Source organism: Streptomyces sp. NPDC002853, from assembly GCF_053591915.1.
Genome location: NZ_JBSFUS010000004.1, coordinates 637,934 through 663,442, shown reverse-complemented (window position 1 = coordinate 663,442; position 25,509 = coordinate 637,934). Strand labels below are relative to the sequence as shown.

Here is a 25,509-nt window from a genome sequence, read left to right as displayed (position 1 = left end):
TGATCCGGCTGATCCGCGAGGAGCCGGGCCCGCCAGGGGCCCGGCGCTTCTCCGCGGTGGTTACGTGATCGTCAGCCTCTTCTTCGCCGTGGCCTCCGAGCTGTTGCCGACGTAGAGGTCCACCGCCCCCTCCTCGACACGGAACTCGCCGTCCCGCGCGTTCGTCCAGAACCCGAGGTCCTCGGCGCGGAGGCGGAAGCGGACGGTCGTCGACCGGCCCGCCTTCAGTGTCACCCGGCGAAAGCCGCGCAGCTTGCGCACCGGCTGCGCGATGCTCGCCGCGATGTCGTGGACGTACAGCTGGACGACCTCGTCGCCCGTGCGGTCGCCCGTGTTGCGCACGCCGACCGAGACCTCCAGGGTGTCGCCCTCGCGCAGCGCCCGCGCCGACACCCGGTCGCGGCTCAGCTTCGGCTCGCCGAGCTCGAAGGACGTGTAGGAGAGCCCGTGCCCGAAGGCGAACTGCGGGCCCGGGGGCAGGTCGAGGTACTTGGACGTGTACTTGTTGTCCGCGTTGTACGGGCGGCCCGTCGACTCGTGGTTGTAGTGCACGGGAATCTGGCCGACCGTCCGCGGGAACGACACGGGCAGCTTGCCGCCCGGATCGACCTCGCCGAACAGCACGTCAGCGATGGCGTTGCCCGCCTCAAGTCCGGGGTGCCAGGCCTCGAGGACGGCCGGTGCCGACTTCAGCCAGCCGCCGACGGTCAGCGGCCGGCCGTTGACCAGGACCACCACGAACGGCTTGCCCGTCCCGGCGATCGCCTCGATCAGCTTCTCCTGCCCGCCCGGCAGGCTGATGTCGCCGCGTGCGGCGGCCTCGCCGCTCATCGCCGGCGGCTCGCCGACCACGACGACGGTGACGTCCGCCTTCTTGGCCGCCGAGACCGCCGCCGGGATGCCTCCGGTGTCCTCGCCCGCTGGGTCCACGCCCTTCGCGTACGTCACCTTCGCCCGCGGAACGGCGGCCTTCACCGCGGCGAGGATCTTTCCCGAGGGGAAGCTCTTCGCCGCGCCGGGGAACGTCCACGTGCCGAGCAGGTCGTCGGAGTCGCCGAACGGGCCGACGACCGCGATCGACCCGGTGGTCTTCTTGAGCGGGAGCGCCTTGCCCTCGTTCTTCAGGAGCACCATCGAGCGGGCGGCGGTCTCGCGGGCCGCCCGGCGGGCCTCGGCGGACGGCTTGTCGATGGCGGCGCCCTCGTCGACGTACGGATGGTCGAAGAGCCCGAGCGCGAACTTCAGGCGCAGGATGCGCGAGACCGCTTCGTCGAGGCGCCGCTCGCTGATCCTTCCGCTCCGCAGCAGCTTCTTGCCATGCTTGGCCAGGTCCGTGCTGGCCATCTCCATGTCGACGCCGGCGTTCAGCGCGAGGCGTGCCGCGTCGGCGCCGTCCTCGGCGAAGCCGTGCGCGACGAGTTCGTCGACGCCGTTCCAGTCGCTGACGACGAAGCCGTCGAAGCCCCACTCCTTGCTCAGCACGTCGGTGAGCGTGTGGGAGTTGCCGTGGGCCGGTACGCCGCTGATGGTGTTGAAGGAGGCCATCACCGTGGCCACGCCCGCGTCCAACGCGGCCTTGAACGGCGGCAGATAGTGGTTGCGAAGGCGCGACTCCGACACGTCGACCGTGTTGTAGTCCCGGCCGCCCTCGGCGCCGCCGTACGCGACGAAGTGCTTGGCGCAGGCGGCGACGCGGTCCTTGGCGTCGAGTCCTGAACCCCTCTCGCCCTGGTAGCCCTCGACCTTGGCCACCGCGAACGCCGTCGTGAGATACGGGTCCTCGCCGCAGCCCTCGGCGATCCGGCCCCAGCGCGGCTCGTGCGTGACGTCCATCATCGGCGAGAACGTCCAGTGCACGCCGTTCGAGCGGGACTCCTTCGCCGACACCTCGGCGTCCCGCCTCGCGACCTCCGGGTCGAAGCTCGACGCCTGGGCGAGGGGGATCGGGAACGTGGTCCACAGGCCATGGATGACGTCGAGGCCGAAGAGCAGCGGAATGCCGAGCCGGGACTCCTCCACCGCGATGCGCTGCAAGGCGTTGCTGCTCTTGGCGCCGAAGATGTTCAGGACCGAACCGAGCCGTCCGGCGCGCGCGGCGTCCTCGACGTCCTTGGTCTCGCTGCCCCCGGGGCCCGTGCTGACCGACCAGGGGAGCTGCTGCAGCTGACCCAGCTTCTCTTCGACAGTCATACGGTCGAGCAGCTTGGTGATCTTCGGGTCGAGAGGGCCGGTTGTGCTCGTGGGCCTCGGTCGTCGTGGCGCGGCCTGGGCGATCCCGGTGCCGGCGGCGGTGAAGCCGCCCCCCGCGACGGCCGTGCCGCCGATCGCGGACAGCAGAGTACGCCTTCGTAGCTCTCGCATGTGTTCGCCTTCTCGCATCAGGAAGTCGACAACCTCTGTGATGGCCACAAGAGTTGAAGCGAAAGTACGTTCCTGTTACACGCGGGTCAAGGGAGGCGGCCGTGACGCGCGGGGTCTCGTTCGGGTGTCTCGCTCCCAACGCTTGACCTCAAGGAAACTTGAGGTTCTACGTTCTTCTCATGAGCATGGAAACGACAGCCTGGACCCAGCTGCAGAGCGTCATGCACGCCGAGCAGGACCGCCGTCCCTTCGCCCGCGCCACCCTGCGCCGCATCGGGACCTTCTCCCGTCCGCACAAGCGCCGCATCGTCTACTTCGTCCTCCTGAGCATCATCACCGCGCTGCTCGCGGTGGCGACCCCCGTCCTCGCGGGCAGTGTCGTGGACGTGATCGTCAAGGACGGCGACTCCTCGCTGGTCGTCCGGTACGCACTGCTCATCGCCGCCATCGCCGTCGCCGAGGCCGCTTTCGGACTGCTCGGCCGCTGGCTGTCGGCGAACCTGGGGGAGGGGCTGATCCTCGACCTGCGGACGGCCGTCTTCGACCACGTACAGCGCATGCCGGTCGCCTTCTTCACCCGCACCCGCACCGGCGCCCTGGTCAGCCGCCTGAACAACGACGTGATCGGCGCCCAGCGCGCGTTCAGCAACACGCTCTCCGGAGTCGTCGGCAACGTGGTCACGCTGCTCCTGACCCTGGCCGTCATGCTGAAGCTCTCCTGGCAGATCACGCTGCTCGCGCTCGTCCTGCTCCCCGTCTTCATCGTGCCCGCCCGCCGCATGGGCTCCCGGATGGCCAAGCTCCAGCGCGAGGCCGCGCACCACAACGCGGCCATGGGCACGCGCATGACCGAGCGCTTCTCCGCCCCGGGCGCCACCCTCATCAAGCTCTTCGGGCGGCCCGGCGCCGAGTCGGAGGAGTTCGCCACGCGGGCCCGGCGGGTGCGGGACATCGGTGTCCGCACGGCCATGGCACAGTCCACCTTCATCACCGCGCTCACCCTGGTCTCCGCCCTCGCGCTGGCCCTCGTCTACGGCCTCGGCGGCTACTTCGCCCTGAACGGCACCCTGGAGGCGGGCGCGATCGTCTCCCTGGCCCTGCTCCTGACCCGCCTCTACGCGCCGCTGACCTCCCTGGCGGGAGCGCGGGTCGAGGTCATGAGCGCGCTCGTCAGCTTCGAGCGGGTCTTCGAGGTACTGGACCTCAAGCCGCTGATCGACGAGAAGCCGGACGCCCGCGAGGTGCCCGCCGGCCCGGTGGCGGTGGAGTTCGACGACGTCCGCTTCGGCTACCCGTCCGCCGACAAGGTCTCCCTGGCCTCCCTCGAAGAGGTCGCGTCCCTCGACACCCGGGGCGGCGAGGAAGTCCTGCACGGCCTCTCCTTCCGCGCCGAGCCGGGTCAGACCGTCGCGCTCGTCGGATCGTCCGGCGCGGGCAAGTCGACCATCGCGCAACTGCTTCCCCGCCTGTACGACACGGACGGCGGGGCCGTGCGCATCGGCGGAGTCGACGTCCGCGACCTCTCCGCGGCCTCGATGCGCCGGACGCTCGGCATGGTCACGCAGGACGGCCACCTCTTCCACGAGTCGGTCCGCGCCAACCTGCTGCTCGCCCGGCCCGATGCCACCGAGGACGATCTGTGGGACGTCCTGCGCAGGGCCCGCCTCGAAGACCTCGTACGCTCCCTGCCCGACGGCCTCGACACCGTGGTCGGCGAGCGCGGCTACCGGCTCTCCGGCGGCGAGCGCCAGCGCATGACGATCGCCCGGCTGCTGCTCGCCCAGCAGCGGGTGGTCATCCTCGACGAGGCCACGGCGCACCTCGACAACACCTCGGAGGCCGCGGTCCAGGAAGCCCTCGCCGAGGCACTGGAGGGCCGCACCGCGATCGTCATCGCGCACCGGCTCTCGACGGTGCGGTCCGCCGACCAGATCCTCGTCGTCGAGGCCGGGCGGATCGTGGAGCGCGGGACGCACGAGGAACTGCTCGCGGTGGAAGGCCGGTACGCGGAGCTCTACCGCACCCAGTTCGCGGTCAAGCCGGTGCAGGTGGCGGCGTAGAACAAGCGGCAAGGGCGCCGGACAGAGGGAAGTTGCCCCTCCGTCCGGCGCCCTTTTCGCAGGCCCGGGTTCTAGTGCCGTGCGGCAGAAGTGCGCCGCAGGCCGGCCGCCGCACCCGCGGCGCCCAGCAGACACAGCACCCCGGTCACCGTCACGGCGGTGTGCACGCCGTTCATGAACGCCTGGCCGCTGCCCTCCACGACCGCCGACCGCAGCTGCGCGGGCATGTCGGCCGAGACCGGTGCCGCGCCCATCGCCACCGCGTCCTCGGCCTTGTGGAGCCCGGCCGCCATGGGGTGCGGGACGCCCGCGCCGGTCAGTTCACCGGTCAGCGTCGAGCCGACCCGGCTGCTGATGAGCGAGACGAGGACGGAGGTGCCGAGCGCGCCGCCGATCTGCAGGGCGGTGGCCTGCAGCCCGCCGGCCACGCCCGCGTCCTGGACGGGGGCCTGGCCGACGATGGCGTCGGAGGACGCGGAAAGGACCATGCCGACGCCGAGGCCGAGCGCGATGAACGGCGGCCACATCGTGGCGTACGACGAGCTGGTGTCCCAGGTCAGCATGCCGAAGGCGGCGGCGGCCTGGAGCAGCATGCCGAGCGGCATCGTCAGGCGCGGTCCGAACCGCGCGGTGAGCGCGGCGCCCAGCGGGGAGGCCACCAGGGAGGCCAGGCTGAGCGGCAGGGTGCGCACACCGGCCTCGACCGGCGAGAAGCCGCGCACGTTCTGCAGGTACAGCATCACGAAGAAGATCACGCCGAGCATGACGAAGAAGTTCAGGGCGGTGATGACCGTGCCGGTGGTCAGCGCCCGGCTGCGGAAGAGCCGCATCGGCAGCAGCGGATGCGGGACGCGGTTCTCGTACCAGCCGAAGACCCCCAGAAGCAGTACGCCGACGCCGGCCGACCCCAGGGTCCCCGCGGAGGCCCAGCCCCAGGTCTCTCCCTTGACGACGCCGAAGACCACGCACAGCAACGCGACGGCCAGCAGCACGACCCCGAGGACGTCGAAGCGCTCCCGCCCCGCGTCGCCCTTGCCCGCGTTCTTGCTCTGCGGCAGCACGGCGGCGCTGACCAGCACGGCGATCACGCCGATGGGGGCGTTGATGTAGAAGACGGACTCCCAGGAGACGTTCTCCAGGAGCAGTCCGCCCACGATCGGCCCCAGCGCGGTCGACACCGCCGAGACCATGGCCCAAATGCCCACCGCCATACCGAACTTGCGCGGCGGGAACGCGGTGCGCAGCAGGCCCAGGGTGTTGGGCATCAGCAGGCCGCCGAAGAATCCCTGCACCGCCCGGAAGACGATGACACCGTCGACGGAACCGGAGAGGCCGATGGCGACCGAGGCGAGCGTGAACCCGACGACGCCGACGAGGTAGAACGTGCGGCGACCGAAGCGGTCACCGAGCTTGCCGCCCAGGATGAGGGAGGCGGCCAGGGCGAGCAGGTAGGCGTTGGTCACCCACTGCAGGTCCGCGGTGGACGCGTCGAGGGCGCGGCCGATCTCCGGATTCGCGATGGCGACGACGGAGGCGTCGAGCTGAACCATGAAGAGACCGAAGGCGACGGCGACGAGCGTCAGCCAGGGGTTGGCGCGCCTGCCCGTGGGGGCCGCCGCTTCCGGCGGGGAGTGCGCGGGCAGGGGGGAGTGATCCACGGTGGTGGACGGCATGAGGGTGCCTTGTCTGTGCTGAGAGATACGTAGAGAAAACGCGAGGGAACGCGCGGGCAGCGCCGTGCTGTTGCCGGGCCCGCGGAGAACCGTGCGCGGTGTCGGGGGGCAGGGCGATGCCGACCCCGTGACGTGAGTCGTGCGGGTCTACTCCGCCGAGGGCGCGACGTGCAGTTGCCGCGTCAGCGAGGCGAGCGCGCCGACGGCCGACCCCAGGGCATCGCGCTCGCCCTGGGTGAGGAACTGCAGGGCGCGGGCGAGGTGTTCACCCTCGAGGCGCCGGACCTCGGCCAGCTCGCGCTGGGCGCGGGGGGTCAGATGCAGATGCGCGATCCGCTTGTCGTCCGCGTCCTGCCGCCGCTCAAGGAGGCCCTGCTCGGTGAGCTGGGACACCAGGGCGCTGACGTTGTTCGGCCGCATCAACAGGGAGTCGGCGGCCTCACGTACGGTGACGCCTTCCTCCTGCGCCACGAGGCGCAACAGCGCGAGCTGGGCCTCCGGAGGCTTGGGCAGCGCGAAGTCGCGGCCCACGTGCCGGTCGAGGGCACGGTTCAGCGCGGGCAGGCTCGCCGCGAGCGCTGAGGCCACACGGTCGAGGTCCTGGGCGGACGCGCTGGAATCGGGCATGACGCGACAGTACCTCTCCACAGATAGGTATGTCCAAAGATGTTTCTTCGCGGCACGCGCACGCCTCTGAAACCCACATCTGAAAATGCGATCGCCTGCAACGGAAACATCTGTTGGACAGGGCTTCACGTGCATTCAAGGATGTCTCGCACGGCAGCACCGTCAACGCGACACCGAGATGAACTGCCGTCTGAGTGGAGGATGAAGTGCCGAGCGAAGAAACCGAAGTTGTCGTCGTCGGAGCCGGCCAGGCGGGCGTGGCGGCCAGTGAGCACCTCGGGGCTCACGGAGTGCCGCACGTCGTGCTGGAGCGGCACCGCATAGCCGAGCGGTGGCGCTCGGAGCGGTGGGACTCCCTGGTGGCGAACGGGCCCGCGTGGCACGACCGTTTCCCCGGCCTCGAGTTCACCGACGTCGACCCCGACGGCTTCGCCTCGAAGGAGCAGGTCGCCGAGTACTTCACCGCGTACGCCGAGAAGATCGGTGCGCCGGTCCGCTGCGGCGTCGAGGTGACCCACGTGCGCCGGCACACGGGGCGAGAGGGCTTCCGGGTGGAGACGTCGCAGGGCTCGATCGACGCGCGCTTCGTCGTGGTGGCGACCGGGGCGTTCCAGCGGCCCGTCTTCCCGCCCATCGTTCCGGACGACGCCGTCCCCGTTCAGATCCACTCCAGCGCTTACCGCAACCCGGAGCAGCTGCCCGAAGGTGCGGTCCTGGTGGTCGGGGCCGGCTCCTCGGGGGTGCAGATAGCCGACGAGCTGCGTCGCTCCGGGCGCCGTACCTTCCTCTCCGTCGGCCCCCACGACCGCCCTCCGCGTGAGTACCGCGGGCGGGACTTCTGCTGGTGGCTCGGCGTGCTCGGGCTCTGGGACGCGGAGACGCCCCCGCAGGGCGCCGAGCACGTGACCATCGCGGTCAGTGGCGCACGCGGCGGACACACCGTGGACTTCCGTGCCCTGGCCGCCGACGGTGTCGAGCTGCTCGGGATGACCGCGTCCTGCGAGGACGGCGTCCTGCGCTTCGCGCCCGATCTCGCCACGAACATCGCGCTCGGCGACGAGAAGTACCTCGCCCTGCTCCGGGCGGCCGACGAGTACGTGGAGCGCAACGGTCTCGACCTGCCCGAGGAGCCGCAGGCCCATCTCCTCGGGGAGGACCCGGCGAGCGTGACCGACCCACGCCTGGAACTGGACCTGGCAGCGGCCGGCGTGACCTCGATCGTCTGGGCGACTGGCTTCGCCACCGACTACGGCTGGCTGGACGTCGACGCCTTCGACGAGAACGGCCGCCCGGAGCAGCGGCGCGGAGTCTCCGGCGAACCCGGCGTCTACTTCCTGGGCCTGCCCTGGCTCTCCCGCCGCGGCTCCAGCTTCATCTGGGGTGTCTGGCACGACGCCCGGTACGTCGCCGACCACATCGCGACCCGGCGGGGCTACCTCGCCTACCGCGGCGCCGACCGGACCGGCGCCGCGTCGGCCACCCCCAACACCTGAGGAGCAGACGATGACTTCCCCGGACCAGGGCCCCCGGCCCAAGCCCCCGATCGTCGCCGGCGGACACACCCGCATCCGTCCCTTCAACACCCGCGACACCTATCCCGAGCAGAACCTCGACAACGACCTTTGCCAGGCCGTGGTCGCGGGCGACACGGTGTACGTCCGGGGCCAGATCGGCCAGGACCTCGACACCAGTGAGTCCGTGGGCATCGGCGACGTGGAGGCGCAGGCCGAGCGGGCCATGGCGAACATCAAGATGCTGCTCGAAGAGGCCGGCGGCCGGATGGAGCACCTGGTCAAGCTGACCATCTACCTGGTCGACCCGCGCTATCGCGAGGCGGTGTACCGCACGGTGGGCCGCTGGACCAAGGGCGTCCACCCGATCTCCACCGGCCTGGTGGTGTCCGCCCTCGCCCGGCCGGAGTGGCTGTGCGAGATCGATGCCGTCGCCGTACTTCCTGAGGGAGCCGTACCGGTCGAGGGGGAGCAGGCATGACGTTCTCTCTGGTGGTCCGGGACGGCGAGCGGTTCGGCATCGCGGCCAGCTCGTCGAGTCCGGCGGTCGCCGCCCGCGTCGTCCATCTGCGGCCGGGCGTCGGCGCGGCGACGTCGCAGAACATCACCGACCCCACGCTCGGCACCAGCCTCCTGGAGGGCCTGGCGGACCACGGCGACGCCGAACGCGCCCTGGCGGACGTCACCGGGGCCGCGGGGAACCAGGAGACCATCGCCTACCGGCAGTTGACCGTCCTCGGCCGGTCAGGACCGGGCGTCGCCTTCAGTGGCCCGCACACCCTGGGCACCTTCGCGTCGGCCACCGCGGACGGCGCGGTCGCGGCCGGCAACATGCTGTCCGGCGAGCACGTTCCCGGCGTACTCATCGACGCGTACGCCGCCGCCACGGGGGAGTTGGAGGAGCGGCTGCTCACCGCTATGCAGGCCGCCGTCGCGGCCGGTGGCGAGGAAGGGCCGGTGCACTCCGCCGGAATGGCGGTCGTCGCGGACGTCGGCTGGCGGGTCACCGACCTGCGGGTGGACTGGGCCGATGACCCCCTGGACCGGCTCGGCGACCTGCTCGGCATCTGGCTGCCGCAACGCGACGACTACGTGCGGCGCGGACTCGACCCCGCCGGTTCTCCCTCGTACGGCGTTCCGGGAGACCTGTGATGGGGGCGATGAAGGAGGCGGCGCGGCACGCGGTCGACCGGCACGCCGAGGAGCTGATCGGCCTCTCCGAGCGGCTGCACGCCGACCCGGAGACCGCCTGGGAGGAACACCGGGCCGCCGCCGCGGTACCAGAACTCCTCGACCGCGCCGGATTCGACGTCACCCCGTCCTACCTCGGCCTGGACACCGCCTTCCTCGCCCGGTTCGGCAGCGGTCCGGTCCGGATCGCGCTGTGCGCCGAGTACGACGCGCTGCCGGGCCTGGGCCACGCGTGTGGCCACAACCTCATCGCGGCGAGTGCGGTCGGCGCGGCCCTGGGCCTTGCCGCCGTCGCCGACGACGCCGGGCTCACCGTGGAGGTCTACGGCACCCCGGCCGAGGAGGGCGGCGGCGGCAAGATCGAGATGCTCGACCGGGGAGCTTTCACCGGCGTGGACCTCGCGATGATGGTGCACCCGGCGCCGGTCGACGTCGCCGAGGCGCGCCCGTTCGCCGTCAGCCATTCCAAGGTGTTCTACACCGGGAAGTCCGCGCACGCCGCCGCGTACCCGGAGGCCGGGATCAACGCGGCCGACGCCTTCACCGTGGCCCAGGTCGCCATCGGTCTGCTGCGCCAGCAGTTGCCGGGTACGGCACGCGTGCACGGCGTGGTGACGCACGCCGGGGCCGCCCCGAACGCCATCCCCGAACGGTCGAGCGGGCGCTGGTACGTCCGTGCCGAGACGCTCGCCGAACTGGCCGAGCTCGAACCGCGCGTCATGCGGGCCTTCGAGGCGGGCGCCCTCGCCACCGGCTGCGACCTGGTGATCGAGCCGGAGAGCAAGCCCTACGCGGAGTTCCGCACGGACGAGACCGCCCTTGGGCACTACCGGGCCAACGCCCTCGCCCTGGGAAGGGAGTTCGCACCTCCCGGCCAGGCGGCGCGCATGAACCGCGCCTCCACCGACATGGGCAACGTCTCGCAGGTCGTCCCGGCGATCCACCCGTACATCGGCATCGGCTCCCTGCCCGCCACCAACCACCAGCACGAGTTCGCCGCCCACTGCGTGGGCGGACCGGCCGAGCGTGCCCTGCTCGACGGTGCCGTCGCGCTGGCCTGGACCGGCGTGGCCCGGAGCACTGCCGCACCTCCCCGGCCCTGACGCGACGACATCGGCGGAACCCGCACAGCTCCAGCTTCGGAACCCCTTTTCCCCAAGGAGGCGCGTATGTCCACGCGTGACAGCAGTGCCACGACGACCGAGGCCGAACCGGCCACCGACGTGGTCGCACTGCGCAGGAGCGTCGCAGCGGGAGCCGTGGGCGTGTTCGTGCACTGGTTCGACTGGGCCGCCTACGCCTATCTCGCCGGCACGGTCGCCACCGTGTTCTTCCCTGCCGGGGACGCCACGACCGGGCTGCTCGCCGTGTTCGGTGTGTTCGCCGTCTCGTTCGGCATCCGGCCCATCGGCGCGCTGGTCTTCGGGCCGCTGGGCGACCGGATCGGCCGCAAGCGCACCCTGTCACTGGTCATCTTCATGATGTCGGGCGCGACCCTGACCATCGGTCTGCTTCCCGGCTACGACTCGATAGGCGTCGCCGCTCCGGTGCTCCTGGTGGTGCTGCGCCTGATCCAGGGCTTCGCCGCGGGCGGCGAGTTCGGCAGCGCGGCCAGCTTCCTCGCCGAGAGCGCGCCACGGCGCCGGCGCGGATTCGGCGTGAGCTGGCTGGAGGTCGGCTCCCTGCTCGGCTTCCTCGCCGGCTCGTTCGTCTTCCTCGTCCTGTCCACCGCGCTCGACGAGAGCCAGCTCACCGCCTGGGGCTGGCGCATCCCCTTCCTGATCGCTGCGCCCCTCGGCATCATCGGCTTCGTCATCCGCAGCAAGATCGAGGACACCCCGGAGTACCGGGCGCTCGAAGCCAACGACGCGGTGCCCAGCAGCCCCGCCAGGGAATTGCTCCGCTCCCACAAGCGCGAACTGCTCCAGGCGGCGGGGCTGATGGCGGCCATGCACGTCCCCTTCTACGCGGTGCTGACCTACCTCGTCACCTACGAGACCGACCACCTGGGCCACTCGGCGGACAACGCGGCCCTGCTGTCCACCGCCATCTCGCTGATGGGTCTGGTGCTCGTGCCGCTGTTCGGCGCGCTCTCCGACCGGGTGGGACGCAAGCCGGTGTTCATCGGGGCGACGCTGGCCCTGCTGGTGCTGTCCACCCCGGCCTTCCTCCTGATGCGGACCGGCCTCGCGGGCACTTGGGCCGCCGGCCTCGTGCTCGGCGTGATCCTGGCGGCGATCCTGGGGACCTACGCGGTGTGGTCGGCGGAGATCTTCCCCACCCGCACCCGGCAGAGCGGTCTTTCCGTCGCGTACAACATCACCGCGGCGCTGTTCGCCGGGACCGTGCCCTACCTGATGACCGTGCTCATCTCCGCGACGGGCAGCACCCTGGTGCCGGGTCCGTACCTGATGGTGTTCGCCGTGGGCGGCCTGATCGCCGCCCTGACCCTGAAGGAGACCGTCGGCACCACGCTGCTGCGCCCCGAGGACGTTTCCCCCGATGAGGTCTCCCGCACGCCCGACAAGTCCCGCGCGCCCGCCGCGGAGCGGGTCTAGGAGGCGGCGCCGCATAGGGTCGGTGCGGACACCGTTCACCGGGCGCAAGGGTCTCGTATGACGTCACCGCTGGGTTTCACCCTCGTTCAGCTGCGCTACTTCCTCGTGGCCGCCGAGCGTGGCTCCATGACCGAGGCGTCGGCCGAGCTGCACATCGCCCAGTCGGCCGTGTCCGCCGCCATCCACAACCTGGAGCAGGATCTCCAGGTGCAGCTCTTCATCCGGCGGCGGGGCCGGGGCCTGACCCTGACCCCCGCCGGGGAGCGGCTCCAACAGCAGGCGCGGGACCTGTTGGCGCGGGCCCGCGAGGTTCACCGGGAGGCACGGGGCGACGGGGAGACCCTCTCCGGTCCCGTGGCCGTCGGCTGCTTCGTGACCCTGGCCCCGTACTATCTGCCGCCTCTGTTCAGCGAGTTCACCCGGCGCCATCCCGGCATGGAGATCGACGTGGTGGAGGCGGAGACGGACCAGCTCGTCCAGGCCCTGGCAGCGGGACGCATCGACTTCGCCCTCACCTACGGCCTGGGTCTGTCGTCCGAGCCGGACCTGCACAGCGAGACGATCGCCCGCGCTCCGGCCTACGTCATCGTCGCGGCCGACCACCCGCTGGCCGGGCAGGGCAGCGTGGAGCTGGCCGAGCTGTCCGCGGAGCCCCTCGTCCTGCTCGACCTCCCGCACAGCCGCGACTACTTCCACGCGCTGGTGGCCGCCACCGGCACCGCACCCGACGTGCGATACCGCACCCGCAGCTACGAGACCGTGCGCTCGCTCGTCGCGCGCGGACTCGGTTACTCCGTGCTCAACCAGCGGCCGTCGACCAGCCAGACCTACGGCGGCGGCGAGGTCGCGGAGCTGCGGCTACGAGACGGCGGGCCGCCACTCGAAGTCAAGATCGTCTCCATGGGTGGCGTGGCCCAGACCGCCCGGGCCCGAGCGGTGATGAACCTGCTGAGGGAGATCGCCGCCCGGCCCGCCGGGGCCCGCGCGGACGGGTGAGCAAGAAGACCCCCCACCCATGGGGGCGTTGCGCCCGGCCGGTCGGGTGGGTCAGGGCCGGTCGTACCACTCGCACTTGAGTGCCGTGTCCGCATCAAGGCAGATACTGACGGACGTCGCCCCGCCGGGCACATCCGCGGGGAGCGTGGCATTGAATTGGTATGTCACGTTGCACCGAGTGCCGCTGGTCCGCCTGTCCAGTTCCTTGCCGGAGGCACCGTACGTGCTGAACCACAACCTGCTGCAGCCGACGGTCCGGTGTGTTCCGGCGGCCCCGACCGACCGGTCGCGCCAAGTCAGGGTGCCACGGACGGAGCTGGCGCCGATCGTGATGTCGAAAGGGGTGGTCGGGTAGGGGGCTGTCTGCGCCCCGGCCGCGGGAGCGCCCAGCAACGTGCCCGCGGTCAGCACGACGGAACCGAGGGCGGCGGTGAGATGAGTCTTCATGCGATCTCCAGGATGGGGACTACAGGGCCCGACCGCGGTCGCGTGCGGCATCAACCGGGATGCGCTGCCTTCCCGGCCGACACCGCCACACGACGCCATATGACCCTCAGCTGACGAACAATCGCCACATGGACCGCTGCAGTACTAGTGCAGGCCGTCGATGCAGTAGCCGGCGCGGTAGCAGGTCTGTCCCGCGAGGTAGTTCTGGTTCTCGTCGGTCATGTAGACCCAGATGTTGTCGGACCCACCGACGACGTTCGCGGCAAGGGCGAAGTCCGCCGGCCCGGATCGATTGCACCAAGTGCTGCTGCTCTTGAAGTCCAGTGAGGTGCTGCCGGCGAACGCCCGCGCGTAGACCCGCCGACAGTTGCTGGCCTTGAACGATGCGTCGATGCCGACCGACCGGTTGGACCAGCTGGCCGTGCCTTTGTAGTAGCTCGCCCCATAGTCGATCGAGACGGTGGCGGCAGCGGCGCCGACGGCGGTCGCGGGTGTCGCCGCGAAGGCCAACCCGGCAACCGACACGGCTGCGGTCACGGCCACGCCGACCTTCCTCGTGCGGCTCTTCACCTTCGATGCGTCCTTCAACTGCACCATGACAACCACTCCCTGGTTCCTCGAGTGCCGGATGCGCGATCTCACCGTCGTGCGGAGGCGACCGCCTCAGATCCGGCAGTGAACGTCGCTGCCGTGTTCGGCACCACGACCACACCACGCGGGAACCTCGGGCCGGAAAGCATTCGAGCCAGTTCAAATCCGTCGCGACGCCTGCTAGCGTCGGGCGGTGCTGACCCTGCGTGTAGACGCCAATACAGTGTCCAGGGCGCGGTTGGCGCCTTCCCCCGCCTCGGAATCCATGGCGTGGCTGAGACTCACCGCCGCGTCGGGACGGCACCCGGTCTTCGGGGATCCCGGATCACTCGCCCGAGCGTCACTTGCCCATCCCGATGTGGCCCTGCTCGTAGACCTGTTGCCGCAGAACGGCGACACCTACAGACCTGACCTGCTCACCCCTCAGCCGGGAACGGACGCACAGCGCCGCGACCTGATCGACGAGCAGATCGCGCAGATCGAGGCCGTGGCGCAGGCCGACCTCGAGACCCAGGTCTTCACCCACACCCGGACCCACTGGAACAGGCCGCTCCTTGCCACCACCCGCCGGATCGCGGAGTCGGGCAAGATGCAGCGCCGTCTCGCCAACGGCCTCGCCCGGTTCTGGCGCGACACCTTGGCCGAGGGCTGGCCCGAACTGCGCTCGATCGTCCATCAGGACATCGCCCACCGCGCGACAGCCATCGCCACCCACGGCATCGGCCGGACGCTCGGAGCACTCCACCCCGACATGGCCTGGGCAGGCGACGCGATCACCCTCGCCAAGCCGTGGGATGCCGAAGTCGAGGTCACAGGAGGGGACTTGGTGCTCACCCCCAGCGTGCTCGGCCGGCCCGCCGTCGTCATCCAGGTCGACACCCCCGGGCAATTCGTCTTCTACTACCCCGCCCAGCGGATCGGAGCCGACCGGGATCGCAGGTCCGGAAAGATCGCGCAAGTGGTCGGCAACGCCCGAGCGGCCTTGCTCGCGGACCTCGAAACCGCCCGGTCCACCGCGGAACTCGCCGCCCGGACCGGATACGCCCCGGGCACCGTCTCCTACCACCTCAGCGCCCTGCACCGCGCACGCCTCGTCACCAAGGTCAGAGACGGGCGCTACGTGTTGTACCAGCGGACCGCGCATGCGGCAGGACTCCTGGAAGAAGCCCATTGCGGTACTCGACGCTCCTCGCTCTCAGGGTCACCCGCCGCAGATCGCGAAGCCTGCCCGGCTGCAACCGAGAGTGCTCGTTTCGGGATCTGACGCAGAGCAAGTGACTGCTCGCTCAGGGGAGTTGCTGCAGTGGAGATCGAGTGTGTTACCCATACGCAATCCCGAGGGCGGGACAAGAGCCCTGGCCGGTGGCAGGATGCACCGCAGCTTGCGCAGCACACAGCGCTGTTGATCTCGCTCGCGCCCTGGTTCGAGCCTGCCCTGGAGGTCCTGTGTCCGCTCGTCCCCCCAAGTCCGTTCGTTCCCCGGTGGCTGCCATAGCCCTGACCGCAGCCGCCGGCCTGCTGATGGCGGGCTGCACCAGCACCAAGTCCGACAGCGACGGCGACAAGGGCGCCTCGGGGATCAAGCTCGTCTCGTCAGGCAAGATCAAGACCTGCACGCATCTGCCCTATCCGCCGTTCCAGTCGAAGAAGGACGGCAAGATCGTCGGCTTCGACGTGGATCTGGTCGACCTGGTCGCCAAGGAACTCAAGGTCGAGCAGGAGATCGTCAACACGCCCTTCGAGGGCATCGAAACCGGCCAGGACTTCAACATCCGCAAGTGCGACCTGGCCGCCGCAGGCATGACGATCACCGACGAGCGCGACAAGGTCATGGACTTCTCGGACCCCTACTTCAACGCCACCCAGGCGCTGATCACCAAGAAGGGGCAGCCCTACAAGACCTTCGAGGATCTCAAGGGAAAGAAGCTCGGCTACCAGAAGGCCACCACCGGCGGCATCCACGCCAAGAAGGAGAGCAAGGGCCTCGACGTGGAGCTCGTGGAGTACGAGGACGTCGGCCTGCTGCTCACGGCGGTCAAGGCCGGCAAGGTCGACGCGGGCATCAACGACAACGGCGTGCTCTTCGAATACATCAAGGACAACCCGGACACCGAGGTGACCGCGGAGTTCGACACCGGTGAGAAGTACGGAATCGGCTTCCGCACGGGCAACGACTCACTGCGCAAGAAGGCCAACGAGGTCCTCAAGGAGGCTCGTTCCGACGGCAGTTACGACAAGATCTACAAGAAGTGGTTCGGCACCACTCCGCAGAGCTGACCTCAAGCATTCAAACGGCTGACCAGAGGAGTTCTGCACGTATGCCCATGTCCCGACGGCGGCGGGCACGGCTGTTCCGCGGCATCCAGTACGCCGTGCTGTTCATCGCCATGGCCGTGATCGCGCTGGTGGCCGACTGGGGGACACTGCGCCAGGCGTTCTTCGACGTGGAGATCGCCAAGGCGCTGTTCCCCGAGGTGATCACCACCGCGCTGGTCAACACCGCCTACTACACGCTACTCGGCTTCGGCTTCGGCCTGGGGCTCGGCGTCGTCCTCGCGCTGATGCGGCTGTCCACGGTGCCTCCGTACCGCTGGATCGCGATCGCCTACATCGAATTCTTCCGCGGCATCCCCTCCCTCCTTGTGTTCATCGCGCTCGGCTTCGGTGTGCCGCTGGCCTTCGAGGTCGCGCTCGACATGGACATCACGGTGATGTTGTCCCTGGGCCTGGTGGGCGCCGCCTATATGGCCGAGACGATCCGCGCGGGCATTCTCGCCGTGCCCAAGGGGCAGACGGAGGCGGCCCGTTCGCTGGGCATGTCACCGGGGCGTGCGATGGTGTCGATCGTGATGCCGCAGGCGTTCCGGATCGTCCTGCCGCCGCTGACCAACGAGCTGATCCTGCTCACCAAGGACTCCTCACTGGTGTATCTGCTCGGCCTCTCGCTCGGCCAGTTCGAGCTGGCCAACTTCGGCCGGGACGCGCTGAACGAGCACAAGAGCCTGACCCCGATCCTGATCGCCGGACTGCTGTATCTCGTCATCACACTGCCGCTCGGCCATCTGGTGCGGCGGCTCGAGGCCCGTACGGCGAAAGCCAGGTGAGCACCATGAAGTTGGACAAGACACCCGACGCGCCCGCACCTTCGGGCCAGGCGATCGAGGTGCGCGAGCTGCGCAAGTCGTTCGGCGATCTGGAGGTGCTCAAGGGCATCGACCTCACGGTCGGGCGCGGCGACGTGGTCTGTGTCATCGGGCCTTCGGGCTCCGGCAAGTCGACCCTGCTGCGCTGCGTCAATCTCCTGGAGGAGCCCACGTCGGGCACGGTGACGGTGGCCGGCACGGAGGTCACCGACCTCGATGTGGACATCGATCGCGTACGCCGTCGGATCGGCATGGTCTTCCAGTCCTTCAACCTCTTCCCGCACCTCAAGGTGCTGGAGAACCTCACCATCGCGCAGCGCCGTGTGCTGCGGCGCGGCAAGGAGGAGGCGGAGCGCGTCGCGCGCGCCAACCTCGCGCGGGTGGGCCTCGTCGACAAGGAGCAGTCCTATCCGGCGCAGCTCTCCGGCGGGCAGCAGCAGCGGGTCGCGATCGCTCGGGCGCTGTCCATGGACCCCGAGTTGATGCTCTTCGACGAGCCGACCTCCGCGCTCGACCCGGAACTGGTCGGGGACGTACTCGCGGTGATGCGCTCGCTCGCCCAGGAGGGGATGACAATGCTGGTGGTCACCCATGAGATGAGCTTCGCGCGCGAGGTCGCCGACCGGGTGGTCTTCATGGACGACGGGGTGATCGTCGAGGAGGGCACGCCCGAACGCGTGGTGGGCGACCCGCAGCACGAGCGGACCCGGACGTTCCTGGCGCGCGTACTCGATCCCGCGGCGGCGGAGGTGGGCGAGGTCCCGGACACCGGACCGCACGAGAAGCGCGTGGACCGCTGAGGGCGCCTGTGAGGGCGCCTGCCGGACATGGGAAAGTCCTGGATTCGAAGGGTGCCCGATGTAAAGTGAAAGGCGCCCTTGACCTGCAAAAAGCTGGCAGGGAGCCGTCTCTCGGGAGTCCAGATGCTGCGCACCATGTTCAAGTCCAAGATCCATCGCGCCACGGTGACCCAGGCCGACCTGCACTACGTGGGATCCGTCACCATCGACGCCGATCTGCTCGACGCCGCCGACCTGCTGCCCGGCGAGCTCGTGCACATCGTCGACATCACCAATGGCGCCCGCCTGGAGACGTACACCATCGAAGGTGAACGCGGCAGTGGCGTCATCGGCATCAACGGCGCCGCGGCGCATCTTGTGCACCCCGGCGATAAGGTGATCATCATCAGCTATGCCCAGGTCGACGACGCCGAGGCCCGCACCTTGCGACCCAAGGTCGTGCACGTCAAGGACGTCGACGGCGCGAGCAACCGCATCGTGGCCCTCGGCGACGACGCGGCCGCGCCGGTGCCGGGCGCCGAAGACATGGCGCGCAGCCCGCAGGCCGCGCCCGCCCTCCAGGAGTGCCGATGAGCAGCAGTGGGATCGAGATCCGCGACGACCGGGCGCGCGGCGTCCTCGAGGCGCGTGCGGGCGATGAAGTCGTGGGCCAGATCGTCTACTTCACGCTGGACGCGCCCGAGCCCGCCCTGGTGCCGGTGCACACCGAGGTCGTGCCCGCCCATGAGGGCGAGGGCATCGCGGGATCGCTGGCCAGGGAGCTGTACGCGCAGGCGGCGCGGGAAGGCGTCGCCGTCGCGCCCCTGTGTCCGTACGTCGTGAAGTGGGCCGAGCGGCACCCCGACGAGGCGCCCGTCGCCTCGGGGGCGCTGGTCAGCGCCGCCCTGGACAAGGTGAAGTCCGACCCGGCCGCGTGGTGACCGCCACGCTCGCCCTGCTGCACACCTCGCCCGTGCACGTCCCCGTCTTCGAGGGGCTGCGGGACCAGGACCACCCGGGGTTCGCGCTGCGGCACCTCGTGCGCGAGGACCTGCTCGCGCGGGCCCGTGCCGAGGGGCCCGACGCGGTGGCCGGCGACGTCCAGGAACTGCTGGTGCGGGCCGTCGCCGAAGGGGCGGACCTCGTGCTCTGCACCTGCTCGACGATCGGCGCCGTCACCGAGGCGCGCGCCGCGGCCGTCGGTGTCCCCCTCGTACGCGTCGACCGGCCCATGGCGGCCGCCGCCGTGGCCGCGGGGCGGTCCGTGGCCGTCGTCGCCACCCTCAAGAGCACCCTGGGGCCGACCCGCGCCCTGGTCGAGGAGGAGGCCGCCCGCGCCGGGCGGCCCGTCGACGTCACCGAGGTCCTGGTGGACGGCGCCTGGGAGAGGTTCGAGGCCGGTGACAGGGAAGGCCACCTGCGTCTGATCGTGGACGCCGTCGACGCCCTGGCAGGCGTTGACTCCGTCGTCCTGGCGCAGGCGTCGATGGCGGACGCGGCCGACCGCGCCGCTCTCCCGGTGCCGGTCGTCTCCAGCCCGCGCCCCGGTCTGCGCGAGGCCGTTCTCCGGTGTGGTGTCGGCGCCAAGTCGTAGGCTGACAGCGGGAGGTGAGTGACCGCTCACCTCCCGCGTACTCCATCGACCGACACTTCACCTTTCACCTCACGCTTCACGGGAGCGGACATGGCGCAGCAGGACGAAGAGGCCGTGATCAGTCCAACCGGCTGGGTGGCCAAGCAGGCCCGCCTGTACGAGGAGTCGGGCGGCACGAAGGGCACCGGGGTGCAGGGCGTCCCCTGCCTTCTGCTCGACTACCGCGGACGACGCACGGGCCAGTTGCGGCGCACCGTGCTCATCTACGGCCGCGACGGCGACGACTACCTGATCGTGGCCTCGAACGGCGGCGCCGACGAGCACCCCTTGTGGTACCGCAACCTCGTCGACGCGCCTGACGTACGACTGCGCGTCGGCACCGAGGACCGGTTCGCCGCCCGCGCCGAGACACTGTCGGCCGAGGACAAGGCCAGGGTCTGGCCGAGCCTCGTCGAGCTGTTCCCCCTCTACGCGGACTACCAGGCCAAGACGGATCGCGACATCCCCGTCGTGCGCCTCAGCCGCACCTGAGACCGAGGCCGGACGGCGCGGGGACGCGTGGACTCGGCAGGCGTGGGCACGCGAGGCGGGAGAGAGTGGACTCGACCGATCTCCGACCCGATGGAGGAGACATGACCGTCCCGTATCCCGACCCCGTGCCGCCGAGCCCGATCCCCGACCCGAACGGGCCGAATCCGGTTCCGGACCCCGAACGGCCCACACCGGGCCCGGGTCCCGGCCCCGTGCCGCGCCCGACTCCGGACCCGCCGCCGACCCCGCTCCCGCCGCCGGGTCCGGAGCCCGAGACGGAGCCGAAGCCGGTCTGACGGCAGACAAGGTACGGCAGACAGGTACGGCAGACAGGGAGACCGCCGGAGTGAGCAGGTCCTAGGCCTGCACCTCCGAGCGGTCCCCGCCCCACAAGGTGTGGAACGAACCCTCGCGGTCCGTACGCCGGTAGGTGTGCGCCCCGAAGAAGTCCCGCTGCCCCTGCGTGAGCGCGGCCGGCAGCCGGTCCGCGCGCAGCGCGTCGTAGTACGCGAGGGCCGCCGAGAAGCCCGGCGTGGGGACACCCTGCCGGGTGGCCGCGACCAGGACCGCGCGCCAGTCGTCCTGGGCCGCACCGATCTCCTGCGCGAACGTCTTGTCCGACAGGAGGCTCGGCAGGTCCGCGCGCGTGTCGTACGCGGCGCGGATGCGGTCCAGGAAGGCGGCGCGGATGATGCAGCCGCCGCGCCAGATGGCGGCGACCGCGCCCAGGTCGATGTCCCAGCCGTACTCCTCGCTGCCCGCGGCGACCTCGTGGAAGCCCTGCGTGTACGACACGATCTTCGAGGCGTACAGCGCCTGCTCGACCTGGTCGGCGAAGGCACTCGCCTCGGCCTCGTCCAGCGGGCGGGCGGTCGGGCCCGCCAAGTCCTTGGACGCCGCCCGCAGTTCGGAGTGGCCGGAAAGCGACCGGGCGAACACCGCCTCCGCGATCCCCGACACCGGAACGCCCAGATCGAGGGCGATCTGCACCGTCCAGCGGCCGGTGCCCTTCTGCTCCGCCTGATCCTGCACCACGTCCACGAAGGGCTCGCCCGTCGCGGCGTCCACGTGCTTGAGGACCTCCGCCGTGATCTCGATCAGGTAGGAGTCGAGGCGGCCGGTGTTCCAGGTGCGGAAGATGTCCGCGATCTGCGCGGGGGAGTAGCCCGCCACGTCACGGAGCAGCTGGTACGCCTCGGCGATCAACTGCATGTCCGCGTACTCGATGCCGTTGTGCACCATCTTCACGAAGTGCCCCGCGCCGTCCGGGCCGACGTGGGTGACGCACGGGGAGCCGTCCTTGGCCTTCGCCGAGATCTTCTCCAGCATCGGACCGAGCGAGGCGTACGACTCCGCGGAGCCGCCCGGCATGATGCTCGGGCCGAGCAGCGCGCCCTCCTCGCCGCCGGAGACGCCCGTACCCACGAAGTGGATGTCCTGCTCGCGCAGTTCACGCTCGCGGCGCCGGGTGTCCGCGAAGTGCGCGTTGCCCCCGTCGATGATCATGTCGCCCGGCTCCATGAGCGGCGCGAACTCCTTGATGACGGCGTCCGTGGGCTCGCCGGCCTTCACCATGATCACCAGGCGGCGCGGGCGTTCGAGCGCCGCCACGAACTCCTTGGCGGTCTCGGTGGCGATGAACTCGCCCTCGTCGCCGAACTCCTCGACCAGCGCGTGCGTCTTGGCCGCCGTGCGGTTGTGCAGGGCGACGGTGTAGCCGTTGCGTGCGAAGTTGCGGGCCAGATTGCGACCCATGACCGCGAGGCCCGTGACACCGATCTGGGCTGACGTGCTGCTCATGCCGTGGCTCCTGAGGTGGAAGTGCCGGAGGTGTTCGCCAGTATTGCCCCGCGGCGTAGCGTGACATTCCGACACTGTGTCCGACGGAGGAGCCGCCCGTGCCCCATTTCGACATGCCGCTCGACGAACTGCGCCGCTACCGGCCCGAGATGACCGAGCCCGAGGACTTCGACGCGTTCTGGGAGAAGACCCTTTCGGCCGCACGCGAGCACGACCTGGACGCCCGCTTCGCTCCCGTCGAGGCCCACCTGAGCACGGTCGACGTCTTCGACGTGACCTTCGCCGGGTTCGGCGGTCACCCGGTCAAGGGCTGGCTGACACTGCCCGCCGGGACGACCGAGCCGCTGCCCGCCGTCGTCGAGTACATCGGTTACGGCGGCGGCCGCGGCCTCCCGCACGAGCGTCTGCTGTGGTCGGCCGCGGGGTTCGCGCACTTCGTGATGGACACCCGGGGGCAGGGCAGCGGCGGTTCGGCGGGCGACACCCCCGACCCGGTCGGCAGCGGGCCCGCCTACCCGGGCTACATGACGCGCGGCATCGAGGACCCCCACGAGTACTACTACCGGCGTGTCTTCACCGACGGCGTACGGGCGGTCGAGGCGGCCCGCTCGCACCCGCTGGTGGACTCCTCGCGGGTCGCGGCGGTCGGCGGCAGTCAGGGCGGCGGGATCACCCTCGCCGTCGGCGGACTCGTCCCGGATCTCGCGGCGATCGCGGCCGACGTGCCGTTCCTGTGCGACTTCCCGCGCGCCACGACGCTCACCGACCGGCCGCCGTACCGGGAGATCGCGCTCTACATGAAGGCGAAGCGCGGCGTCGAGGAGCGCGTCTTTCGCACGCTCTCCTACTTCGACGGTGTGCACTTCGCGGCGCGGGGCACGGCGCCCGCGCTCTTCTCGGCGGCTCTGGAGGACATGACGTGCCCACCGTCCACCGTCTTCGCCGCCCACAACGCCTACACGGGGGCGGAACGTTCGATGGAGGTGTACTCCTTCAACGATCATGAGGGCGGTGGCCCCTACCAGCAGAGTGTCCAACTCCGGTGGCTCCCGGAGCACTTGAAGGGCTGACCGGTGGTGCGCTCCCTCGGTCGCGCGCCCTTGTCACGGCTCGGTCGGAGCGGCTAACTTGCCGCCTTGTCGTGTGTCTGACGTGACTGTGATGTGTGTGACTGAGGGAGCTCTCATGGCCGTACGCGGTCGGCACCGCCGGTACCAGCCGAACCGGATCAACCGAGCTTCGCTGACCGTCACGGCGGGCGGCGCCGGGATGGCGCTCCCGCTGATCGGCACGGGCACGGCGGAGGCGGCCGACGTCGACACCTGGAACAAGGTCGCCGCCTGCGAGTCCACGAACAACTGGAGCATCAACACCGGCAACGGCTACTACGGCGGCCTCCAGTTCAAGCAGTCCACCTGGGAGGCGTACGGCGGCACCGCCTACGCCCCGCGCGCCGACCGCGCCACCAAGCACCAGCAGATAGCCGTCGCCGAGAAGGTCCTCAAGGCACAGGGACCGCAGGCCTGGCCGGTCTGCTCGGAGCGGGCCGGCCTGACGCGGGGCGGCGACGCGCCCGACATCACGCCGATGAGCGCACCCAAGAAGGCGGCGCCGAAGGCCCCCCAGCGCGAGGTCAAGGACGTCAAGCCGGAGGTTACCCCGCAGTCCACCGCAGGCCGCGGACAGATGTACACCGTCGTCCGCGGCGACACGCTCTCCGGGATCGCCGACGAGCGCCGGGTGAGCGGCGGCTGGCGGCAGTTGTACGAGGCCAACCGCTCGACGATCGGCGCCGACCCCGACCTGATCACGCCGGGCCAGCGGCTCGCGACGCGCGTCTCGCAGAAGCAGGCCGAGAAGCCGCAGGCCGCGCCGAAGCCGCGTACGCAGCCGAAGCAGCGGGCCGAGCCCAAGGCCGAGCCGAAGCCGAAGCCCAGGGCGGAGAAGCCCAAGGCCGAGCCGAACAAGGCGAAGCCGGCCCAGGCCACGCGGGGCATGTCCGCACCCGTGGCCGCCTCGCCGAGCACCCCCTACCGTGCCGCGGGCGGCTCCTGGTCGAAGGGCTACCACACGGGCGTGGACTTTCCCGTCGCCACCGGTACTTCCGTCAAGGCCGTCGCCGCGGGCACCGTCGTGTCGTCCGGCTGGGGCGGCTCGTACGGCTACGAAGTGGTGATCCGGCACGGCGACGGCAAGTACTCCCAGTACGGCCATCTCTCGGCGCTCACCGTGAAGGCCGGGCAGAAGGTGGGCGCGGGGCAGCGCATCGCGCGCTCGGGGTCCACGGGCAACAGCACGGGCCCGCACCTCCACTTCGAGATCCGTACGGGGCCCGGCTTCGGCTCCGACGTCGACCCACTGGCGTACCTGCGGGCCGGCGGCGTCCGGATCTGACGCGCGGCCGCCGCACGTGAACGACCGAAGCCCCTGGGGAATCCCAGGGGCTTCAGGATGTGTGCGAGGCCGCCGTGCGGGCCTCAGGTACCGATGCGTTCACGGCCGTGGCCATGGCGGAACAGCACCCGCCGGTGCGGTACCGCCGCGGGCTGGGAGGGCACCGCGGGCAGTTCGTGCGCCCGCTCCTCGGGCCGCCGCTCGCGAGCCACGGCGTCGGCCGCCACCGGGCCGCCCTTGGCCACCTGGACCGTCGAGGCCGCGGCACCCTGCGCCGCGCCGATCCGCTCCGTGGTCAGCAGGATCAGACCGCCGGCCGCGACGACCCCGAAGCCCAGGGCGACGGCCGTGCCCGCCGAGCCGTAGCGGAACGATTCGCCGAAGAGCGTGAGGCCCACCGCGGCCGCCACGACGGGGTTCACGACCGTCACGGTCGACAGCGGGGCCGCGAGGCCCGCGCCGCGGTAGGAGGCCTGCGAGATCAGGACACCGGCACCGGCCAGGACGGCGATCACGGCGAGGCTCGGCACCTGCTGCGTCAGCGAGACGCCCGCGTCCAGGTCCACCGCCACCGTCTTGGTGAACACCGAGGCGATGCCGAAGGCGACGCCCGCCGCGCTGGCCAGCAGCACACTGCGCACCACCGGATGACGGTGCACCGCGTGCGCCACGACCATGAGCGTCACCACGGCGCCCGCGGTCATCAGCGCCACCATGAACCGCTCGGTGCCGTCCAGGGACTGCGCGTCCGCAGACTGCGTCAGCGAGAGCAGCCCGGCCAGACCCACGGTCGCCATGATCGCCCCGCGCCAGGCGGTGGCCCCCGCCTTGCGGCGCACGAAGAGGGCGGCCATCGGCAGCGCGAAGACGATGGTGAGGGCGCCGAGCGGCTGCACCAGGCTCAGCGGCCCGTACGCCAGCGCCACCACGTGCAGCAGCGCACCCAGGCCGTTCAGCGCGATGGCGACCCACCAGGCGCCGCGGCGCAGCGGTGCGTACCGCCGCTCCGGCGTGCTGTCGGCGACGCGCTCCTGCAAAATGGCCCCGCCCGCATACGCCACGGCGGAGACGAGGGAGAGCAGCACGGCGAGCGTGAGGGCACTCATGAGGTGCTCCACGGCTTGCGTTGCGCCCCTTGGTGGGCCCGGGGCGTCCGGCGCGGCGAACGGTCGGCTTCCATACCCACCACGATCTCGCGAATTTCGCTCCACGTCGTCGTACCTCAGCAGGCATTGGGTCCTACTGCCGATGGA

The 25,509-nt window shown here is 70.6% G+C and carries 25 protein-coding genes; 18 read left to right on the top strand and 7 right to left on the bottom strand.

Annotated features, from left to right (window positions below):
- Positions 1-60: 60 nt before the first annotated feature.
- Positions 61-2,361 (bottom strand): glycoside hydrolase family 3 N-terminal domain-containing protein, encoded by a 2,301-nt coding sequence (locus tag ACWD02_RS14290; RefSeq protein WP_451209116.1) that lies wholly within the window; start codon positions 2,359-2,361, stop codon positions 61-63.
- A gap of 179 nt (positions 2,362-2,540) precedes the next feature.
- Here ACWD02_RS14290 and ACWD02_RS14285 point away from each other — a divergent pair, with 179 nt between their 5' ends.
- Positions 2,541-4,421, top strand: coding sequence for an ABC transporter ATP-binding protein (locus ACWD02_RS14285; protein ID WP_451209113.1), 1,881 nt, complete (start codon positions 2,541-2,543; stop codon positions 4,419-4,421).
- Between the two features lie 71 nt (positions 4,422-4,492).
- Here ACWD02_RS14285 and ACWD02_RS14280 read toward each other — a convergent pair whose 3' ends face one another.
- Positions 4,493-6,094, bottom strand: a complete 1,602-nt coding sequence (locus ACWD02_RS14280; RefSeq protein WP_451209110.1) for an MFS transporter — start codon at positions 6,092-6,094, stop codon at positions 4,493-4,495.
- A gap of 147 nt (positions 6,095-6,241) precedes the next feature.
- Entirely contained in the window at positions 6,242-6,721 is a 480-nt protein-coding gene (locus tag ACWD02_RS14275) for a MarR family winged helix-turn-helix transcriptional regulator (RefSeq protein ID WP_451209107.1), read from the bottom strand.
- A 206-nt stretch (positions 6,722-6,927) separates the two neighbouring features.
- Between ACWD02_RS14275 and ACWD02_RS14270 the strand changes: the two genes are divergently transcribed.
- From ACWD02_RS14270 to ACWD02_RS14245, 6 genes are all read left to right on the top strand, one after another.
- Positions 6,928-8,214: a flavin-containing monooxygenase gene (locus ACWD02_RS14270; protein WP_451209105.1), complete on the top strand. Its 1,287-nt coding sequence runs from the start codon at positions 6,928-6,930 to the stop codon at positions 8,212-8,214.
- 10 nt (positions 8,215-8,224) lie between these two features.
- The gene (locus ACWD02_RS14265; protein WP_451209102.1) at positions 8,225-8,713 is read left to right on the top strand and encodes a RidA family protein; all 489 of its coding nucleotides are present in this window, start codon (positions 8,225-8,227) and stop codon (positions 8,711-8,713) included.
- Positions 8,710-9,384: a DUF1028 domain-containing protein gene (locus ACWD02_RS14260; protein WP_451209100.1), complete on the top strand. Its 675-nt coding sequence runs from the start codon at positions 8,710-8,712 to the stop codon at positions 9,382-9,384. Before ACWD02_RS14265 ends, ACWD02_RS14260 begins: the two co-directional genes overlap by 4 nt.
- The gene (locus tag ACWD02_RS14255; RefSeq protein ID WP_451209097.1) at positions 9,384-10,526 is read left to right on the top strand and encodes a M20 family metallopeptidase; all 1,143 of its coding nucleotides are present in this window, start codon (positions 9,384-9,386) and stop codon (positions 10,524-10,526) included. The genes ACWD02_RS14260 and ACWD02_RS14255 overlap by 1 nt, the downstream gene beginning before the upstream one ends.
- Before the next feature lie 66 nt (positions 10,527-10,592).
- Positions 10,593-11,981 carry an MFS transporter gene (locus ACWD02_RS14250; RefSeq protein ID WP_451209093.1) on the top strand — a complete coding sequence of 463 codons (1,389 nt, stop codon included), beginning with the start codon at positions 10,593-10,595 and terminating at the stop codon, positions 11,979-11,981.
- Positions 11,982-12,038: 57 nt separating this feature from the next.
- Positions 12,039-12,977, top strand: a complete 939-nt coding sequence (locus ACWD02_RS14245) for a LysR substrate-binding domain-containing protein (RefSeq protein WP_451209090.1) — start codon at positions 12,039-12,041, stop codon at positions 12,975-12,977.
- A 51-nt stretch (positions 12,978-13,028) separates the two neighbouring features.
- Here ACWD02_RS14245 and ACWD02_RS14240 read toward each other — a convergent pair whose 3' ends face one another.
- Positions 13,029-13,424 (bottom strand): hypothetical protein, encoded by a 396-nt coding sequence (locus tag ACWD02_RS14240; RefSeq protein WP_451209087.1) that lies wholly within the window; start codon positions 13,422-13,424, stop codon positions 13,029-13,031.
- A gap of 144 nt (positions 13,425-13,568) precedes the next feature.
- A complete protein-coding gene (locus ACWD02_RS14235; RefSeq protein WP_451209085.1) occupies positions 13,569-14,021 on the bottom strand; it encodes a hypothetical protein in 453 nt (150 codons plus the stop codon).
- A 352-nt stretch (positions 14,022-14,373) separates the two neighbouring features.
- On the opposite strand from ACWD02_RS14235, the gene ACWD02_RS14230 reads away from it, so the two are divergent.
- From ACWD02_RS14230 to ACWD02_RS14190, 9 genes are all read left to right on the top strand, one after another.
- On the top strand, positions 14,374-15,279 hold the full coding sequence (locus ACWD02_RS14230; RefSeq protein ID WP_451209082.1) for an ArsR family transcriptional regulator: 906 nt from the start codon (positions 14,374-14,376) through the stop codon (positions 15,277-15,279).
- Between the two features lie 257 nt (positions 15,280-15,536).
- Complete coding sequence (locus ACWD02_RS14225) at positions 15,537-16,292, top strand: ABC transporter substrate-binding protein (RefSeq protein ID WP_451209251.1); 756 nt, start codon at positions 15,537-15,539, stop codon at positions 16,290-16,292.
- Between the two features lie 41 nt (positions 16,293-16,333).
- Positions 16,334-17,119, top strand: coding sequence for an amino acid ABC transporter permease (locus ACWD02_RS14220; protein ID WP_451209079.1), 786 nt, complete (start codon positions 16,334-16,336; stop codon positions 17,117-17,119).
- A 5-nt stretch (positions 17,120-17,124) separates the two neighbouring features.
- Positions 17,125-17,958, top strand: a complete 834-nt coding sequence (locus ACWD02_RS14215) for an amino acid ABC transporter ATP-binding protein (protein WP_451209076.1) — start codon at positions 17,125-17,127, stop codon at positions 17,956-17,958.
- 123 nt (positions 17,959-18,081) lie between these two features.
- Positions 18,082-18,531: an aspartate 1-decarboxylase gene (gene panD, locus ACWD02_RS14210; RefSeq protein WP_451209073.1), complete on the top strand. Its 450-nt coding sequence runs from the start codon at positions 18,082-18,084 to the stop codon at positions 18,529-18,531.
- A complete protein-coding gene (locus tag ACWD02_RS14205; protein WP_451209070.1) occupies positions 18,528-18,878 on the top strand; it encodes a GNAT family N-acetyltransferase in 351 nt (116 codons plus the stop codon). Before panD ends, ACWD02_RS14205 begins: the two co-directional genes overlap by 4 nt.
- Positions 18,872-19,531 (top strand): aspartate/glutamate racemase family protein, encoded by a 660-nt coding sequence (locus tag ACWD02_RS14200; RefSeq protein WP_451209067.1) that lies wholly within the window; start codon positions 18,872-18,874, stop codon positions 19,529-19,531. The genes ACWD02_RS14205 and ACWD02_RS14200 overlap by 7 nt, the downstream gene beginning before the upstream one ends.
- Positions 19,532-19,621: 90 nt before the next feature.
- Positions 19,622-20,062 (top strand): nitroreductase family deazaflavin-dependent oxidoreductase, encoded by a 441-nt coding sequence (locus ACWD02_RS14195; protein WP_451209064.1) that lies wholly within the window; start codon positions 19,622-19,624, stop codon positions 20,060-20,062.
- A gap of 101 nt (positions 20,063-20,163) precedes the next feature.
- Positions 20,164-20,358: a hypothetical protein gene (locus ACWD02_RS14190; RefSeq protein ID WP_451209061.1), complete on the top strand. Its 195-nt coding sequence runs from the start codon at positions 20,164-20,166 to the stop codon at positions 20,356-20,358.
- Positions 20,359-20,419: 61 nt separating this feature from the next.
- Here ACWD02_RS14190 and gndA read toward each other — a convergent pair whose 3' ends face one another.
- Positions 20,420-21,862 (bottom strand): NADP-dependent phosphogluconate dehydrogenase, encoded by a 1,443-nt coding sequence (gene gndA / locus ACWD02_RS14185; RefSeq protein ID WP_451209058.1) that lies wholly within the window; start codon positions 21,860-21,862, stop codon positions 20,420-20,422.
- 98 nt (positions 21,863-21,960) lie between these two features.
- Between gndA and ACWD02_RS14180 the strand changes: the two genes are divergently transcribed.
- Together ACWD02_RS14180 and ACWD02_RS14175 are read left to right on the top strand one after the other, a co-directional pair.
- Positions 21,961-22,932, top strand: coding sequence for an acetylxylan esterase (locus tag ACWD02_RS14180; RefSeq protein ID WP_451209056.1), 972 nt, complete (start codon positions 21,961-21,963; stop codon positions 22,930-22,932).
- 115 nt (positions 22,933-23,047) lie between these two features.
- Complete coding sequence (locus ACWD02_RS14175; RefSeq protein ID WP_451209053.1) at positions 23,048-24,256, top strand: transglycosylase family protein; 1,209 nt, start codon at positions 23,048-23,050, stop codon at positions 24,254-24,256.
- Positions 24,257-24,339: 83 nt separating this feature from the next.
- Here ACWD02_RS14175 and ACWD02_RS14170 read toward each other — a convergent pair whose 3' ends face one another.
- Positions 24,340-25,362: a DMT family transporter gene (locus ACWD02_RS14170; RefSeq protein ID WP_451209050.1), complete on the bottom strand. Its 1,023-nt coding sequence runs from the start codon at positions 25,360-25,362 to the stop codon at positions 24,340-24,342.
- Positions 25,363-25,509: the final 147 nt, after the last annotated feature.

What these genes read in the sequence shown, in the direction of transcription:
- ACWD02_RS14290 (WP_451209116.1), bottom strand. Translation starts at nt 2,361, where the DNA reads ATGCGAGAGCTACGAAGGCGTACTCTGCTGTCCGCGATCGGCGGCACG.
- ACWD02_RS14285 (WP_451209113.1), top strand. Translation starts at nt 2,541, where the DNA reads ATGAGCATGGAAACGACAGCCTGGACCCAGCTGCAGAGCGTCATGCAC.
- ACWD02_RS14280 (WP_451209110.1), bottom strand. Translation starts at nt 6,094, where the DNA reads ATGCCGTCCACCACCGTGGATCACTCCCCCCTGCCCGCGCACTCCCCG.
- ACWD02_RS14275 (WP_451209107.1), bottom strand. Translation starts at nt 6,721, where the DNA reads ATGCCCGATTCCAGCGCGTCCGCCCAGGACCTCGACCGTGTGGCCTCA.
- ACWD02_RS14265 (WP_451209102.1), top strand. Translation starts at nt 8,225, where the DNA reads ATGACTTCCCCGGACCAGGGCCCCCGGCCCAAGCCCCCGATCGTCGCC.
- ACWD02_RS14260 (WP_451209100.1), top strand. Translation starts at nt 8,710, where the DNA reads ATGACGTTCTCTCTGGTGGTCCGGGACGGCGAGCGGTTCGGCATCGCG.
- ACWD02_RS14255 (WP_451209097.1), top strand. Translation starts at nt 9,384, where the DNA reads ATGGGGGCGATGAAGGAGGCGGCGCGGCACGCGGTCGACCGGCACGCC.
- ACWD02_RS14250 (WP_451209093.1), top strand. Translation starts at nt 10,593, where the DNA reads ATGTCCACGCGTGACAGCAGTGCCACGACGACCGAGGCCGAACCGGCC.
- ACWD02_RS14245 (WP_451209090.1), top strand. Translation starts at nt 12,039, where the DNA reads ATGACGTCACCGCTGGGTTTCACCCTCGTTCAGCTGCGCTACTTCCTC.
- ACWD02_RS14240 (WP_451209087.1), bottom strand. Translation starts at nt 13,424, where the DNA reads ATGAAGACTCATCTCACCGCCGCCCTCGGTTCCGTCGTGCTGACCGCG.
- ACWD02_RS14235 (WP_451209085.1), bottom strand. Translation starts at nt 14,021, where the DNA reads ATGGTGCAGTTGAAGGACGCATCGAAGGTGAAGAGCCGCACGAGGAAG.
- ACWD02_RS14225 (WP_451209251.1), top strand. Translation starts at nt 15,537, where the DNA reads ATGGCGGGCTGCACCAGCACCAAGTCCGACAGCGACGGCGACAAGGGC.
- ACWD02_RS14220 (WP_451209079.1), top strand. Translation starts at nt 16,334, where the DNA reads ATGCCCATGTCCCGACGGCGGCGGGCACGGCTGTTCCGCGGCATCCAG.
- ACWD02_RS14215 (WP_451209076.1), top strand. Translation starts at nt 17,125, where the DNA reads ATGAAGTTGGACAAGACACCCGACGCGCCCGCACCTTCGGGCCAGGCG.
- panD (WP_451209073.1), top strand. Translation starts at nt 18,082, where the DNA reads ATGCTGCGCACCATGTTCAAGTCCAAGATCCATCGCGCCACGGTGACC.
- ACWD02_RS14205 (WP_451209070.1), top strand. Translation starts at nt 18,528, where the DNA reads ATGAGCAGCAGTGGGATCGAGATCCGCGACGACCGGGCGCGCGGCGTC.
- ACWD02_RS14195 (WP_451209064.1), top strand. Translation starts at nt 19,622, where the DNA reads ATGGCGCAGCAGGACGAAGAGGCCGTGATCAGTCCAACCGGCTGGGTG.
- ACWD02_RS14190 (WP_451209061.1), top strand. Translation starts at nt 20,164, where the DNA reads ATGACCGTCCCGTATCCCGACCCCGTGCCGCCGAGCCCGATCCCCGAC.
- gndA (WP_451209058.1), bottom strand. Translation starts at nt 21,862, where the DNA reads ATGAGCAGCACGTCAGCCCAGATCGGTGTCACGGGCCTCGCGGTCATG.
- ACWD02_RS14175 (WP_451209053.1), top strand. Translation starts at nt 23,048, where the DNA reads ATGGCCGTACGCGGTCGGCACCGCCGGTACCAGCCGAACCGGATCAAC.
- ACWD02_RS14170 (WP_451209050.1), bottom strand. Translation starts at nt 25,362, where the DNA reads ATGAGTGCCCTCACGCTCGCCGTGCTGCTCTCCCTCGTCTCCGCCGTG.